The organism is Proteiniphilum saccharofermentans, from assembly GCF_900095135.1.
In the GTDB taxonomy this organism is placed as follows: Bacteria; Bacteroidota; Bacteroidia; order Bacteroidales; family Dysgonomonadaceae; genus Proteiniphilum; species Proteiniphilum saccharofermentans.
Genome location: NZ_LT605205.1, coordinates 3,727,498 through 3,742,453, shown reverse-complemented (window position 1 = coordinate 3,742,453; position 14,956 = coordinate 3,727,498). Strand labels below are relative to the sequence as shown.

General features: G+C 42.2%; 10 protein-coding genes. 7 read left to right on the top strand and 3 right to left on the bottom strand.

The annotated features are described in order from the left end of the window. Positions 1-11 precede the first annotated feature (11 nt). Complete coding sequence (gene mutS, locus PSM36_RS14605) at positions 12-2,600, bottom strand: DNA mismatch repair protein MutS (RefSeq protein WP_076932296.1); 2,589 nt, start codon at positions 2,598-2,600, stop codon at positions 12-14. Between the two features lie 179 nt (positions 2,601-2,779). Further along, on the bottom strand, positions 2,780-3,466 hold the full coding sequence (locus PSM36_RS14600; protein ID WP_076931548.1) for an SIR2 family NAD-dependent protein deacylase: 687 nt from the start codon (positions 3,464-3,466) through the stop codon (positions 2,780-2,782). A 103-nt stretch (positions 3,467-3,569) separates the two neighbouring features. Between PSM36_RS14600 and PSM36_RS14595 the strand changes: the two genes are divergently transcribed. The 5 genes from PSM36_RS14595 (at position 3,570) to PSM36_RS14575 (ending at position 11,287) form a co-directional block, all read left to right on the top strand. Continuing rightward, entirely contained in the window at positions 3,570-4,154 is a 585-nt protein-coding gene (locus PSM36_RS14595) for an FKBP-type peptidyl-prolyl cis-trans isomerase (RefSeq protein ID WP_076931547.1), read from the top strand. 38 nt (positions 4,155-4,192) lie between these two features. Next, positions 4,193-5,203, top strand: coding sequence for an FKBP-type peptidyl-prolyl cis-trans isomerase (locus PSM36_RS17835; RefSeq protein WP_076931546.1), 1,011 nt, complete (start codon positions 4,193-4,195; stop codon positions 5,201-5,203). Between the two features lie 580 nt (positions 5,204-5,783). Then, positions 5,784-8,966 (top strand): SusC/RagA family TonB-linked outer membrane protein, encoded by a 3,183-nt coding sequence (locus PSM36_RS14585; protein ID WP_076931545.1) that lies wholly within the window; start codon positions 5,784-5,786, stop codon positions 8,964-8,966. Between the two features lie 18 nt (positions 8,967-8,984). Then, positions 8,985-10,448, top strand: a complete 1,464-nt coding sequence (locus PSM36_RS14580; RefSeq protein ID WP_076931544.1) for a SusD/RagB family nutrient-binding outer membrane lipoprotein — start codon at positions 8,985-8,987, stop codon at positions 10,446-10,448. A 26-nt stretch (positions 10,449-10,474) separates the two neighbouring features. Next, the gene (locus tag PSM36_RS14575; protein ID WP_154671040.1) at positions 10,475-11,287 is read left to right on the top strand and encodes a hypothetical protein; all 813 of its coding nucleotides are present in this window, start codon (positions 10,475-10,477) and stop codon (positions 11,285-11,287) included. Between the two features lie 488 nt (positions 11,288-11,775). Here the strand turns inward: PSM36_RS14575 and PSM36_RS17915 are convergent, their stop codons facing one another. Next, positions 11,776-11,970: a DUF4143 domain-containing protein gene (locus tag PSM36_RS17915; RefSeq protein ID WP_394333059.1), complete on the bottom strand. Its 195-nt coding sequence runs from the start codon at positions 11,968-11,970 to the stop codon at positions 11,776-11,778. Positions 11,971-12,190: 220 nt separating this feature from the next. Between PSM36_RS17915 and PSM36_RS14565 the strand changes: the two genes are divergently transcribed. Beyond that, positions 12,191-14,086 carry an IS1634 family transposase gene (locus PSM36_RS14565; RefSeq protein WP_076930042.1) on the top strand — a complete coding sequence of 632 codons (1,896 nt, stop codon included), beginning with the start codon at positions 12,191-12,193 and terminating at the stop codon, positions 14,084-14,086. A 257-nt stretch (positions 14,087-14,343) separates the two neighbouring features. Beyond that, on the top strand, positions 14,344-14,793 hold the full coding sequence (locus tag PSM36_RS17770; protein ID WP_083711079.1) for a DUF5053 domain-containing protein: 450 nt from the start codon (positions 14,344-14,346) through the stop codon (positions 14,791-14,793). The last annotated feature ends 163 nt before the right edge of the window (positions 14,794-14,956 follow it).

The following is a 14,956-nucleotide window of genomic DNA, read 5'->3' as shown; positions in this document are numbered from 1 at the left end:
TATAAGGGAGATTATTTTCCTTTGACAATTTTCTTGATCTCGTTTAGTTTGTTGAGTGCCTCGATGGGGGTTAGGTTGTTTATATCGAGGTTGATGATCTCGTCACGCACCTGGCTGAGGATTGGGTCATCCAGTTGGAAGAAACTCAACTGGTAGCCTTCCCGTTTTTCCACAAAATCCTGAATGGGCTTTTTGATCATCTCTTTCCGGTTGGAGGATTCCATCTGGGCAAGGATCGCATCCGCCCGGTTGGTAATACTTTGTGGAACACCGGCCATTTTTGCCACATGGATACCGAAGCTGTGCTCACTTCCGCCCGGCATCAATTTACGCAGGAAGATCACCTTGTTATCGATCTCCTTTACCGCCACATTATAATTTTTAATGCGTTTGAACGATTTCTCCATCTCATTCAGTTCGTGATAATGCGTAGCGAAGAGTGTCTTGGCACGTGCTTTCGGATTTTCGTGTATATATTCCACTATCGCCCAGGCGATAGAGATACCGTCGTAGGTGCTTGTACCCCGTCCCAGTTCATCAAAAAGGACCAAGCTGCGATCCGACAAGTTGTTAAGGATATTCGCCGCTTCGTTCATCTCTACCATAAAAGTGGATTCACCTAGTGAGATGTTGTCCGATGCGCCTACCCTGGTAAATATCTTATCTACCAGTCCGATCTTTGCGGAATCGGCCGGTACAAATGATCCTATCTGTGCCATCAATGTAATGAGTGCAATCTGGCGGAGGAGTGCCGATTTTCCCGCCATATTGGGCCCGGTGATGATGATGATCTGTTGGGTTTCACTATCCAAATAAAGGTCGTTTGCAATAAACGGTTCTCCGGCAGGGAGTTGCTTCTCGATTACCGGATGGCGCCCGCTTTTTATGTCGATGATTTCGGAGTCGTTGATTTCCGGCCGGATATACTTGTTTTCTTGTGCTGCGTTGGCGAAGGAGAGAAGGCAATCGGCCCGGGCAATTATGTTAGCATTGGTCTGGATAGCGGGAATATATTCAAGCAGGCTTTCAACCAATGAGGAGTAAATACGGTTCTCAAGTGAGATAATTTTCTCTTCGGCTCCCAGGATCTTCTCTTCATATTCTTTCAGTTCTGCCGTGATATACCGTTCGGCGTTTACTAGTGTCTGTTTGCGTATCCAGTCAGCCGGGACTTTGTCTTTATGTGTGTTGCGTACCTCTATATAATAGCCGAATACATTGTTAAAAGCTACTTTTAGCGATGGTATACCGGTCCTTTCACTCTCTCGTTGCTGGATTTGCATCAGGTAATCTTTACCTGAATAGGCGATCTGGCGCAGTTCGTCCAACTCTTTGTCCACACCCTTCCTTATATATCCACCCTTATGTAGCAAGGTTGGTGGGTCAGGGACAATCTCTTTTTCAATACGATCCCGGATCGCGAGGCAGGGGTCGAGTTTCTCCCCCATCTCTACAATACTTTGGTTCTCGGATGAGAGGAAAGCTTCCCTGATTGGCTCGATGGCAGTGAGCGCTACTCTCAATTGCGCTACTTCCCTCGGATTGACCCTTCCCGTGGCAGCTTTAGAGATGATCCGTTCCAAATCGCCTATGAGTGAGAGTTGCTGTTCAAGCAATATTCTCAACTCCGGCTTACGGAAAAAGAGTTCTACTACCTCCAGGCGGTCCTCGATGGGTTTAGCCTCCTTGAGGGGAAATACCGCCCACCGTCGTAATAGTCGCGACCCCATGGGAGAGATAGTCTTGTCGAGCACGTTGAGAAGGCTTTTTCCTCCTTCGTTGAGAGGGTTGATCAGTTCCAGGTTGCGTATGGTGAATCTGTCGAGTCTTACAAAACGTTCCTCTTCAATACGTAACAGGGAGGTTATATGGCCAATGTGCTTGTGCTGTGTGATGTCTAAATAGTGGAGTATGGCACCCGAAGCGATAATTCCTTGTGTAAGCTGCTCTATTCCGAAGCCTTTCAGATTTTTTGTCTGAAAATGGGAAAGTAATCTGTCACGGGCACTGCTTTCAGTAAAAATCCAGTCGTCCAGTTCAAAAAGGAACCATTGAGAACCGAAGGCTTCTTCAAACTTCTTTTTATTGCCCCGTTCAATTAGTATCTCTTTCGGAGCAAAGTTGGAAAGAAGCTTATCAATATCATCCACTGTCCCTTCAGCAGTGAGGAATTCACCGGTAGAAATATCGAGAAAAGCAGTCCCGAACCGATTCCCTTTTTCCATATGCATTGCACAAAGAAAATTGTTTTCTTTGTGGTTCAATATGTTATCGTTGATAGAGACCCCAGGAGTGACTAATTCCGTAATTCCCCGCTTCACCAGTTTCTTGGTCATCTTTGGATCTTCCAATTGGTCGCAGATAGCCACCCGTTTGCCTGCACGCACTAGTTTGGGCAGGTAGGTATCCAGAGCGTGATGAGGAAAACCTGCCAGTTCCACAAACTGCGCCGTACCGTTTGCCCTTCGTGTAAGTGTAATACCCAGTATTTCTGAAGCCACGACGGCATCATCCGAAAATGTCTCATAAAAATCACCTACACGAAACAGCAATATAGCGTCGGGATGTTGTGTTTTTATCTCAACGTACTGCTTCATCATCGGTGTTTCTGCTATCTTTTTTCCCACAGATCTTTTTTATAATTACCAATTACCAATTACCAATTACTAATGACTAATTATCACAGTACATTAAATTGTTGAATCTTGAATTTTGAGTTTTGAATTTGAAATTGTGAATCCAAGGAGCGAAATTACAAAAAAAGCATGATTACCCAAAATTACCGTAGCAGTTGTCTTAATTCTTTGACTCCTTCCGACGCTCCTTTTTGAATATGATGGATATCATAACGACTGGTATACACATCCTTCGGATCAATTAAATATACCGGCACATTTTTTCTCACGTCATGGAGTAGCCCCGCTGCCGGATACACGTTCATGGAGGTGCCGATGATGACGAAGATATCGGCCCGGTTACAAATTTTTTCGGCTTCAGGGATCATGGGAACCGCTTCGCCAAACCAGACGATATGTGGTCGTAACTGGAACCCTTTCTCGCAAGTGTCTCCCAAATGGATGTCTATATGTTCCGGATCTATGTCGTAGATGAGCGAATCATCTCCGGTGGAACGAGCTTTCATCAGCTCGCCGTGCAGATGCAATACTTTTGTGCTGCCGGCCTGTTCATGAAGGTTGTCGATGTTTTGGGTGATGATGTGCAGGTCAAAATCCTTTTCCATCCCTGCCAGTTCATAATGCCCTGCGTTGGGTTTGGCTTTCATTAGTTCACGACGACGCATATTGTAGAAGTTCAGGACTAATTCGGGATTCGCTTCAAATCCTTCGGGTGTGGCCACTTGTTCTACCGGGTATTGTTCCCATAAACCTCCCGAGTCGCGGAAAGTGGCAATGCCGCTTTCCGCACTCATACCGGCTCCTGTAAGTACGACCAGTTTTTTCTTCATACGATTTCTTTTTGGTTCAAATATAGCTTTTTTCACCTTAAAACCAGCGTTGTTTCATATTAAAATCGTACTTTTGTGAGTTTAAATCAAAAGAAAAAGTTAAATGGACAAATTAAGTTACGCGTTAGGGATGAGTATGGCTTCGAATCTGATGAATTCAGGGTTAAAGCAAATTGATGTGGAATCATTTGTGAAAGCCTTCACTGAGATTATGACCAATGCTACCCCCTCTATGAGCCCTCAGGAGGCAAACCAGGTTATTCAGGGCTATTTTAGCAAGATGCAGGACGAGATGCTGGAGAACAACCTTAGGGAAGGTCAGGCGTTTTTAGAAGAGAACAGTAAAAAAGAGGGTGTCGTTACGCTTCCCAGCGGGTTGCAGTATGAGGTGCTTCAGGAAGGAGAAGGAGCTAAGCCTAAAGCTACCGACAAGGTAAAATGTCACTACCATGGAACATTATTAAACGGTCAGGTTTTTGATAGTTCAGTGCAGAGAGGCCAGCCAGCTGTTTTTGGTGTAGATCAGGTAATCAAAGGATGGGTGGAAGCGCTTCAGTTGATGTCAGTAGGCTCCAAGTGGAGACTCTATATTCCGTCCGGACTTGCTTACGGTGCACAGGGAGCGGGAAATTCCATTGAACCCAATTCCACTCTTATTTTTGATGTCGAGTTATTGGGTATAGAGTAAGAAAGATTACAAATACATTATTTAATATATAGAAGAAAATGAAGAAAACAATTTTAGGCACATTTTGTGCCATGACTATGCTTACAGTGTTGATGGTCTCCTGTGGAGGAGCCTCTACGCCGAAGACATCCCTGAAAAATTCTGTGGACAGTGTTTCTTACGCTTATGGCGTGAGTATGGCTGAGCAGGGATTGGTGCAATACCTCGAACAGCAAGGAGTATTGCAAAGTGCATCCAACATCGAATACGATTATCAGATGAGGATTGCTGCTGCCGATTCTACCCAAAAGGCAGTATTACAAAAAGAGATGGCCGCAAAGATCGACTCAGTGAACAAGATCAATGCTCCCCGCCTTAATGAATTTATCAAAGGGTTAAAAGCGGCAATGAATCTTGAGGAAAAATCTCCTTATGCCCAGGGGTTAAGTATTGGAGTACAGTTTTCCCAGATGATGCTTCCTCAATTCAACTCGATGCTTTTCGGATCCGACTCCACACAAAAAGTGGATAACGACCAGATTATGGCCGGATTGATCTCCGTGTTGAAAAATCAACAGTTGGCTATCAGCACGATGGATGCCAGCGCGTTAGTGCAGAAAAAGATGGAAGAAGCGCAGGCTGCAGAACAAGCCCGGCAGGAAGAAGAGCTTAAGGTGCAGTATGCCGATAGTATTGCTGCCGGAGATGCTTACCTGGCCGAGAATGCCAAGAGGGAAGGGGTGGTTACCTTGCCCAGCGGGTTGCAGTATGAGGTGCTGAAGGAAGGAAATGGCGCCATCCCTACCGATACCGACCGTGTGAAGGTACATTATCATGGGACATTGATCAATGGTACTGTGTTTGACAGTAGTGTAAACAGAGGAGAACCCTCTACATTTGGCGTGACCCAGGTAATTGCCGGTTGGACGGAAGCATTGAAACTGATGCCCGTGGGATCGAAATGGAGATTATATGTTCCCTATGATCTGGCTTACGGAGCGCAGGATCGCGGTACTATCAAACCATTTTCTAATCTTATTTTCGACGTAGAATTACTGGGAATAGAGTAATAAACTTTTTTCAGGATAAGTAGGAAAGGGCGGCCATAAAGGTTGCTCTTTTTTTTATTTTGTCATTTTTTAAAAAACCTATTGTTTTTGTCTTTTTTATATTGATTTCTTCAATATTAGATGAAAAGTAAAGTAATTTTTAGTTTTTGCTTGCATAGTGTTTTTTAAAGGTGTATATTTGCACTATTATAGATTGTAGGGTTATAGTATTGGTATTTGTTAAAATTCTGCGAGTGTTTTTGTAATTAGGTTTCAGTGGAATTTTTAATGAAATGTATAAAAAACGAGAAAAGAAATTTCAGTCTGATGTTTTTTTTAAAAAAAAAGTACAAAAAACCACGTAATTAAAATAAATGATTTATATTTGCGCAACGTATAGATAACCACAAAAATGTTAAAATAATGTAGAGTGTGGCACTGTAGAGTATAGTAGAGTTGTAGAGTCTCTGCTGAATGGAAGGTGTTAGTATGTTAATTATTTTGATAATTAATCTATTGTTATTAGTTAAAACCCTTTCCGGCTATTGAGAAGTATAAGGAATATAATATTATAATAGTGTTTAATTTAAAAGTAGAGTTTATGAAAAGAAAGCTAACTATGTTTTTAGCCCTGTTCTTTATTGGGATAGGGCTTGCTGTGGCTCAGACCCAGGTACGGGGTACCGTGGTGGATGAAGCGGGCGAACCGGTGATCGGGGCTACCATCCAAATCAAAGGTACATCGCAGGGAACCGTTTCCGATATCGACGGTAATTTCACCCTGTCTGCCCCTGCCGGTGGCACACTTGTAATTTCCTATGTGGGATATCAAACACAGGAAGTGCCCGTGAGTGCGAATGTGAGAGTGGTGTTAAGGGACGATACTGAAATACTTGATGAAATTGTTGTCACGGCATTAGGTATCAGGCGTGAGAGAAAAGCTTTAGGATACGCTGTTCAAGACGTAAGTGCTGATGATCTGCAACGAACAGGAATGGCGGATTTAGCCAAGTCATTACAAGGAAAAGTCGCCGGTATAGACATAAAAACAACAAGCGGTATGCCCGGGGCTTCGTCGCAGATTGTGATCAGGGGTGCGCGTTCATTCACCGGGGATAACACTCCGTTATATGTTGTGGACGGAATGCCTATCGCCAGTACTGCTGCATATAGTACGGGAAACAGTGTTTCCGGGGCCGATATTTCTAACCGAGCCTTAGACATAAACCCGAATGACATAGAAAGCATTAACGTATTAAAAGGTCAAGCTGCTGCAGCTTTGTATGGTTTGAGAGCTTCAAACGGAGTAGTTATCATTACTACAAAAAGTGGAAAAGGAGTAGCTAAAGGTAAACCAGTTATTTCTATTAACCAGACAACAAGCTTTGAACAAGTTTCAAGAACACCTGATTATCAAACGACATGGGCACAGGGTGTAGACAGATTATATAGCCCAAATAGTTCAATGGCATGGGGCCCAAAAATTTCGGAATTACCGAACGATCCGAATTATGGAGGGAATGTAGCAAATTCAAGTAACGGAAATGACGCTACTAAATATAAAGGAATGTATTATGTTCCACAAAGAGCTGCTGCCGGTTTAGATCCGTGGGTAACTCCTCAAATTTATAATAACTGGGATGAATATTATCAAACCGGACATACCTCCACAACAGGTGTAAATGTAAGTCAAGCTGCCGATAGGGGCAATTTCTCTGTAGGTCTTGGTTATACCGACCAAAAAGGTATCGCTTTAAATACCGGGATGACTCGGGTGAATGCTAAGGCAGCAGCAGAAACGTTACTCTCAGATCATTTCACAGTGGGTTTTGCTGCAAATTACGCAAAAACCGGAATTGACAAGTTATCAGGAGCCAATGATGGTTCGTTAGCCGGTGTACTGGGAGCTCCGCCAAGTTATGATTTGAAAGGAATACCTAATCATGTTCCGGGAGACCCGTATACGCAGATATATTACAGATCCCTTACATTTGATAATCCTTATTGGGTGGCAAATAATAATACATTTAACGAAAAAACCGATCGCTTTTTCGGAAACACTTATCTGCAATACACGACCGCTTTTTCGGAAACATTAAATTTGAACGTAAAATATCAGTTCGGAGTAGATTCTTATACGACGCACTATCAGGATATTTTTGGTTTCGGATCAAAAGGGCAAAAAGGCTATTTAGACAACTACGGGGTTACACGTAATGCCTATAATTCATTATTAACTGCAGTCTTCGATTGGCGTATCAGTGAAGATTTCCGTTTGAATGCATTATTGGGTAATGAAGTAAACCACATTGACCGCAAAAGCTATAGTGAATACGGTACCGATTTTAACTTTGGCGGATGGAATCACATAAGCAACGCCAATACCGTTACCGCAAGCGAGTCTAAAACGCGTGAGAGGACTGTCGGATTTTTCTCAAATTTAGACCTTTCCTGGAGAGATATGATATACTTTGGGGTTACAGGCCGAAATGACATTGCTTCAACTATGCCAAGAGGTAACCGGTCATTCTTCTATCCTTCCGTTTCTTTGGGATTCATCGCCAGCGAATTGGAATTTATAAGAGATATAGAGTGGATCACTTTTGCCAAATTAAGAACATCTTATGCTGAAGTAGGACAAGCAGGAACGTATCTGAATAATTACTTCGTTAAACCAACTTATGGTGGTGGATTCTGGCAGTCAGAACCGATTATTTATCCTGTGGGTGGCGTAAACTCTTATGTTTCTTACAGCACACTCTATGATCCAAATTTGAAGCCGCAGAATACCAAGTCTTACGAGTTTGGAGCAACGTTGCAATTCTTAAACAATAGGATAGGAGTTGATTACACGTATTCACGACAAAACGTAAAAGACCAGATTTTTGCAGTGCCATTAGCAGGCTCAACAGGAGCCAGCAGTTTAGTAATGAACGGCGGATCAGTACATACTGATGTACATGAGTTTGTATTGAATTTAACGCCAGTTAAAACCACAGATTTCACGTGGGATATCAACCTGAACTATTCAAAAGTCACAAATATGGTAGATGCATTGGCTCCGGGTGTGGAAAGTATTTTCCTCGGAGGTTTTGTAACTCCACAGGTGAGAGCCGGAATTGGCAATACATATCCAGTAATTTATGGAACACAATATAAGAAAAATGATAAAGGTCAGATTTTGGTAGACGAAGATCCCAGTTCCGCAAGTTATGGTATGCCTATGCCCGGAGAGCCGGGTGTGTTAGGAGAAGTTTCTCCTGATTTTATTCTGGGAGGAACCAATATCTTTTCGTACAAAAATCTGACACTGGCAGCAACGATGGAGTGGAAGAATGGAGGAAAAATGTATTCCGGTTCAAACGGATTGTTAGACCTCTACGGTTTATCGTCAAGAACTGCAGACAGGGAATCGACATTTATTTTTGACGGTTACAAAGCCGATGGATCCAAGAATGATATTGCACGTGGCGGACCCAATGATCCGGGAGCATATCAAACATTATTCTCCGACGTTTTATCGAATATAGATGAATATTATATACACGGTAACTCGTTTGTTAAATTAAGGGAGCTTTCGTTAGGTTACAATTTCCCTAAAGGTGTAATTCCGAATATTGATCTGTCTCTCAATGTTTTTGCTCGGAATATTCTATTGTGGACAGAGTTAGACAATTTGGATCCGGAATCATCTCAAGGAAATAATAACATGGCGGGAGGTTTTGAGCGGTTCTCATTGCCACAAGCTACCAGCTATGGTGTTGGCTTAAATATTGTGTTTTAAAAATAAAAAAGTAGAAATATGAAAAAAATATATATCGCAATCATATCATTGGGGATTTTATTTTTTGGTTCGTCTTGCTCCGAAAATATTATGGACGAGTTGAACAAAAATGTAAACAATCCAGAAAATATGAGCTCCAGACTGATGCTGACGGATTTAATAACAACATCGGCATTTACAGTTACGGGAAGCGACTTAGCTTTCTATGCGTCCGTGTATATTGAACATAACGTAGGCATCTTTAATCAGTTATACAATGCTGAGATAAGATCTAACGAACCGACCAGCAGCACTACCTACAATAATTCGTGGGGAGCTGTTTATAGGAACTTACGCGATCTTAAAACCGTAATCGAAAAATGTTCGGAAGGCGGAGAAGAAGAAGGTAATTATCATAATTTGGGTATAGCTCAAATTCTTTCAGCTTACAATTTGGCTATTCTAACCGATTTAATGGGTGATGTGCCTTGGTCGGAAGCATTGCAACCGGGAATTATTTTCACTCCGACATTAGATTCTCAGGAAAGTATCTATGCTGATATTTTTAAATTTTTGGACGACGGTATAGCTAACTTGTCCAAAGAAACTACATTTCCTCTGTTGGGAACCCAAGATTTCATTTATGGGGGGAACGCTGCAAGTATTGCTAAATGGATAAAATTCGGACATGGACTGAAAGCAAGATATACAATGAGACTTTCACATAAATCACCGGATTATGCAGGCGTAATCTCGTCTGCCAATCAGTCATTCGCAAACAGCAGTGAGGAAGCAAAGTTCTTATATAACGGAACTTCTTCAAAAAGTCCATTTCATCAATTTTATACTGACCGTAATTATTTCGGAGCCAGCCAGAGTTTACATGAAAAACTTACTGAACGCAATGACCCCCGCGATGCTGTTTACTTCAAGCCAAATACAGGTCAGAGCGAGATAGAGTTTGCTCCTAACGGAACACCCACTCAGGTGCAAGGCAGATACGGACTTTCCGGACTAACCGGAATAACTGCTCCTACATTTTTAATGAGTTATCATGAGTTGGAATTCTTAAAAGCTGAAGCTTATGCAAGACAAGGGGCCGCAACTTTACCTCAGGCAAGAGAGGCCTTAAAAAAGGCTATTACAGCTGCTTTCGCTAAAAGTAATGTTGGATTATCGGCCGAAGACGCCGAAGAGTATTTCGATGACAGTGTGTCGGGAAGATTAACAACCCCCGAGGCAACATTAGCCGAAATTATGGTTCAGAAATACATAGCGCTCTATGAAGAAGAAGCGATAGAAGCTTATAACGATTATCGCAGATTAAGAGCAATGGGGAATAATTTCGTTCAGTTGAAAAATCCTCTTAATACAAACAGATTTCCATTACGCTTTACTTATGGATCGTCAGATGTTACGACTAATGAAAACATTCGTAACGCTTATGGAGATGGCTCTTATGTTTACACAGAGAGTGTATGGTGGGCAGGCGGCTCGAGATAATAAACTAAATTTAAAAAAATATGAAAATGAAAAAAATAAATATTTATAGTAGTTTGGTTTTGGTCTTCGTTTTTCTTTTAGGAGCATGCGAAGATACGAATGAGAACTTAGTAGCACAACGAGGTGTTGCAGTTGTTCCTGCCATCTCTGATGTAGAACCGGCATTCTTTACTACCGATTTTGATAATACGTTCATTCAGTTTAATGTGAGTCTACCCGAAGGTGAAAGTGTGGATGCTGCTGAAATTCAGGCAACCTTTAAGGATAAAACAGCAACTATTCAACCTATATCGTCATTTCCCGCGACTATAAAATTGCCGGCAAGGGATGTTATGAACAAATTAGGATTAAATGACAATGACGTGGATGTAGAAAATAATAACGAGTTTAGCTTTTATGTAGTGACTACAACCAATGGAGTTACAACCCGTTCAAAAACAGGCGCTGTGAAAGTGTTGGTAACTTGTGAATTTGATCCTGAATTGGCTGTCGGTAGTTATCATGTAGTATCCAGCAGTTGGGAAGTGGAAGGAGATGTGACATTTACAGCTGATCCAGACAATCCGTATAAAATATATGTTTCAGGACTTTACGAGATGGAGGGTGGAGAACCTAATGATCATGTGTTGGAATTGAATATTAGTCCGACTTCATTCGAGGTTACCGGGCCAACTTCAAAATTAGGGCCGGAAACTCCTTGGGGAACATATACGAACTATTATTATACTCCTACCCAAGGAATATACAGGTCTTGCACAGGAGCATTCGAAATGCAGTTTAGGATAACAGTAGATGAAGGATCCTTCGGAACTTTTAATTTTATATTTACACGAAATTAATAAAAAACTTGTCAATTAAAAAGACCGCTTTAGCTATTTTGCTGAGGCGGTTTTTTCTGTTGCGTATGATTAGTGAGCTTGATAGTACGAGTTCTCTATGGGAAAGGTAGTATTCAATCGTTAGTTCAGGGTGAGGATATCCATATTGCCTCACTGTCAGTAGAATGTTTTCCCTATCACCTATTTATTCCAGTTTTGTGCGCAAAGGAAAAAAAGCTCGTGACGAGTCCGAAAGAAGTAAACTGCACTCGCTGTTGTCCATCATGCTGCAAATTTACAATTTTGGAATTCAATTCCAAAATTGTAAGGAATATTTCAGGGGTTAAAACATAATAACGTCAACCTGCCATACGTCCCTGTTGTGAATTTTGTTCCACTAAGATCGAATGCCCCGATTCCCTAAGATGATTGGCATCATCCCTTCGTATCGAACGAAGCTATTTCCAGAATTGAATTACACGATACGATAACGAAAGTCCACATGTATGTTATTGAGACGACAAGGACCCCGTTGATCGCTTAGCCGGCGCATCATGCATCTCAATGCCCTGTTTTACTTCAAAAGCAGCCCAAGCACCACCACTTTGCTGGACTATCGCATCTATTTCTAACCCTGTAGAGTCTCTGTGATGATATACTTCGGCGTCATTGGCCCTTGCATACACTTTTAAGTCGTGATACACAGGCGATTCAAACAGGAATCCGCAATATTTAAGGTCTTTCAATAATATTCATTTTTAGCCCAACTTTCACCCTCAAAATTATTTTTGATAAAAAATGAGCCTGTTTTATGCTCCTTTGATGTGATAGCCATTTGATATTCAGCGATCGTATTTTTCGGAAGTATGTCAAATCCGGATTGTAGGACACTTTTGAATGCAAGTCTTGTTGTATTTTTGTCTCATGCACGTGAATGTACAACTACGTTTCAATTCCGCCACGGGACAGGAAGCTCCTTACTATCGACTGCAGGAGTCTTATCGAGATGTGCGCGGACATGTGCATTCCCTGATTGTACTGAATATCGGTTTTGAACCATGCCTGAAGCCTCTCCAGGTCAAACGTATTGCACGTGCCTTGACTATGCGTTTTCAACACCGGCATCATGGATCTCTTTTCCCGGAAAATAAGGATGGACTTTCTCACGAAGAGCGCCTCTTTGCCGAACGATACTGGCAACGCATGCTTGCCGAAGGAGGGATCGACCGGTTCAACCAAAAAGAGAACCAATCCAAAGAAGAGTCCGAAAGGTATATAGATTTGGATACAGTAGAACATACCGATGCCCGTAACATCGGCGCGGAATGGCTTTGCAAACAAACCATTGACCGCCTGGGGCTGGAAGATTTTCTAAGAGGCCAGGGCTGGAATGAAAACGCCATTCATGCCGCTCTCTCCCATCTGATTGTCCGAACCGTTTATAGTCCATCGGAATGGGCTACACACCGTGTCATGAAGGAGAATTCCGCTGCTTGCGAACTTTATTCAGGTACTCCGGATTGGACTCCGGGCATCAATGCACTCTACCAAATGCCGGATCGTCTTTATGGGATCAAAGATAAATTGGAACGACATCTTTGCCAAAGGACGGATAACCTGTTCAATATAGATAATCGTATCGTGCTTTTTGACCTGACCAACTTCTATTTTGAAGGCCGTAAAGCAGGAAGTCGCAAAGCGCGTTTCGGACGCAGCAAGGAGAAGCGCAACGACTGTCGATTACTGGTATTGGCCTTGTGCATAAACAGGGAGGGATTTATCCGTTATTCCTCTATTCTTGCAGGCAATACCTCAGACCCCAAATCACTTCCCGGTATGATTGACAAGTTGGCTGTCAAAACCTCCGTCACCAGTAAAAAGACCTTGGTTGTAATCGATGCAGGCATCTCCACCGAAGAGAACCTGCAAGGCATAAAAGAAAAAGGATACAATTATCTTTGCGTATCCCGCACACGGTTAAAAGACTACAGCCTCTCGAAGGATCACCGGACGGTAACCGTACATGACACCAGAAAACAGGAGATTACCTTGCGGGAAGTGCAGACCCGGCCTGAAGAGGATTATTATCTGGAGATCACCTCTCCCTCAAAAGCAATGACGGAAGCCTCCATGAACCGTCAATGGAAAGAACGCTTTGAAGGTGAGATGGAGAAAATCAACGAGGCCATTACAAGGAAAGGAGGTACCAAACGTTACGAAAAAGTAGTTGAACGAGTCGGCAGAGCCATTGAGCGTTATCCCTCCATCGCGCGACATTATCAAATAACGTACCTGTGCAATGAGAGGAAACCAGCTGAAATGCAAAAAGTAAACTGGACGATCAAGGATATTACCGCAATAGACAAAAACACGGGAGTCTATTTCCTGAGAACCAACGTACGGACTTTTGGCGAACAGACGACCTGGGAGTATTATAATTTGATTCGTGAGATAGAATGCACCAACCGGCAGCTAAAAACGGATCTCAATCTACGACCCATCTATCATCAAAAGGATGAACGCAGTGATGCGCATTTATTCTTCGGACTACTTTCTTATTGGATTGTCAATACGATACGCTTTCAACTCAAGCAATCGGGAGAAAACGCTTATTGGACAGAGATTGTTCGCCGCATGTCTACGCAGAAATTGGTGACTACAGAAGCCGTCAATGCCCTGGGTGAGAAGGTGGAACTGAGACAATGCAGTCGGCCGACAAAGCAAGCGGAGAGGATATACTCCATCCTAAAGATGAAACAGGCGCCGTTCAAGAAAATAAAAATATGTAGGTCACAGTCACCGCCAAGGGGATCGTCCTGACTCATTCTGGACAGGATTGCGTGGAAATGTAAGTGAAAGTTGGGTTAGGATATCGTTTGCATAATAAACAAAAGTTTATTACCTTTGTCGAGTCGAAGAAGGATAATTAACAAAGGAGCGCCATGAAACAGTACGTGCCAAAAGAACGGAGGAAACTGGAAAAGGAACTCCTGTTTTATCTTCGTAAATACCGGTTCTTTTACACATAAAAATGATCTGGTGGATTATATCGCAAATCGTAGAAGAATTGAAAAGAGATGTTTAATAAAACTGCCTACCTGATAAGGGGTAAGACACAAAAACGAGAAAGTATGACAACAGGTGAAAAATTTGAAGAGCTGAAAAAGAAAGACATAGCTGCCAAGTCAGACCGGGAACGGATAACTAATGATAAAGAATTAGAACAGCTTGCAAATAACGATCCGGAAGGTTTTGAAACTGCTTTTATAGCAAGTGCAAAGCAAACGCTTGTAGACGCCAAGCGTTTGAGAATAAAAGAGCAAATGAGAGAGATTACACAATTCGTATCCATGTCGTATATCGCGAAGAATTATTTCAACAAAACAAAAAGCTGGCTCAGCCAGCGTATAAATGGGCACGATGTGAACGGCAGACAAGCTCAATTTACACCCGAAGAAATAGATACGCTCAACAAAGCATTTTCTGATCTATCACAGAAATTAGGGGCATTCCGCATTTCTTTGTAAACAACCCCGCATTCGCTACCCGGATGTAAAAACCACTTAATCCCTGATCAGCGGTGAGGGTAAAGGAATCTGTTCATCATTCAATAATTTAAGTATGCGTGCCATAGTTTACAAATGTATGGATTTTTCTTAGAAAACCGTAAGAGTTTACTGCATAAAGAAT

What these genes read in the sequence shown, in the direction of transcription:
- mutS (WP_076932296.1), bottom strand. Translation starts at nt 2,600, where the DNA reads ATGATGAAGCAGTACGTTGAGATAAAAACACAACATCCCGACGCTATA.
- PSM36_RS14600 (WP_076931548.1), bottom strand. Translation starts at nt 3,466, where the DNA reads ATGAAGAAAAAACTGGTCGTACTTACAGGAGCCGGTATGAGTGCGGAA.
- PSM36_RS14595 (WP_076931547.1), top strand. Translation starts at nt 3,570, where the DNA reads ATGGACAAATTAAGTTACGCGTTAGGGATGAGTATGGCTTCGAATCTG.
- PSM36_RS17835 (WP_076931546.1), top strand. Translation starts at nt 4,193, where the DNA reads ATGAAGAAAACAATTTTAGGCACATTTTGTGCCATGACTATGCTTACA.
- PSM36_RS14585 (WP_076931545.1), top strand. Translation starts at nt 5,784, where the DNA reads ATGAAAAGAAAGCTAACTATGTTTTTAGCCCTGTTCTTTATTGGGATA.
- PSM36_RS14580 (WP_076931544.1), top strand. Translation starts at nt 8,985, where the DNA reads ATGAAAAAAATATATATCGCAATCATATCATTGGGGATTTTATTTTTT.
- PSM36_RS14575 (WP_154671040.1), top strand. Translation starts at nt 10,475, where the DNA reads ATGAAAAAAATAAATATTTATAGTAGTTTGGTTTTGGTCTTCGTTTTT.
- PSM36_RS14565 (WP_076930042.1), top strand. Translation starts at nt 12,191, where the DNA reads ATGCACGTGAATGTACAACTACGTTTCAATTCCGCCACGGGACAGGAA.
- PSM36_RS17770 (WP_083711079.1), top strand. Translation starts at nt 14,344, where the DNA reads ATGTTTAATAAAACTGCCTACCTGATAAGGGGTAAGACACAAAAACGA.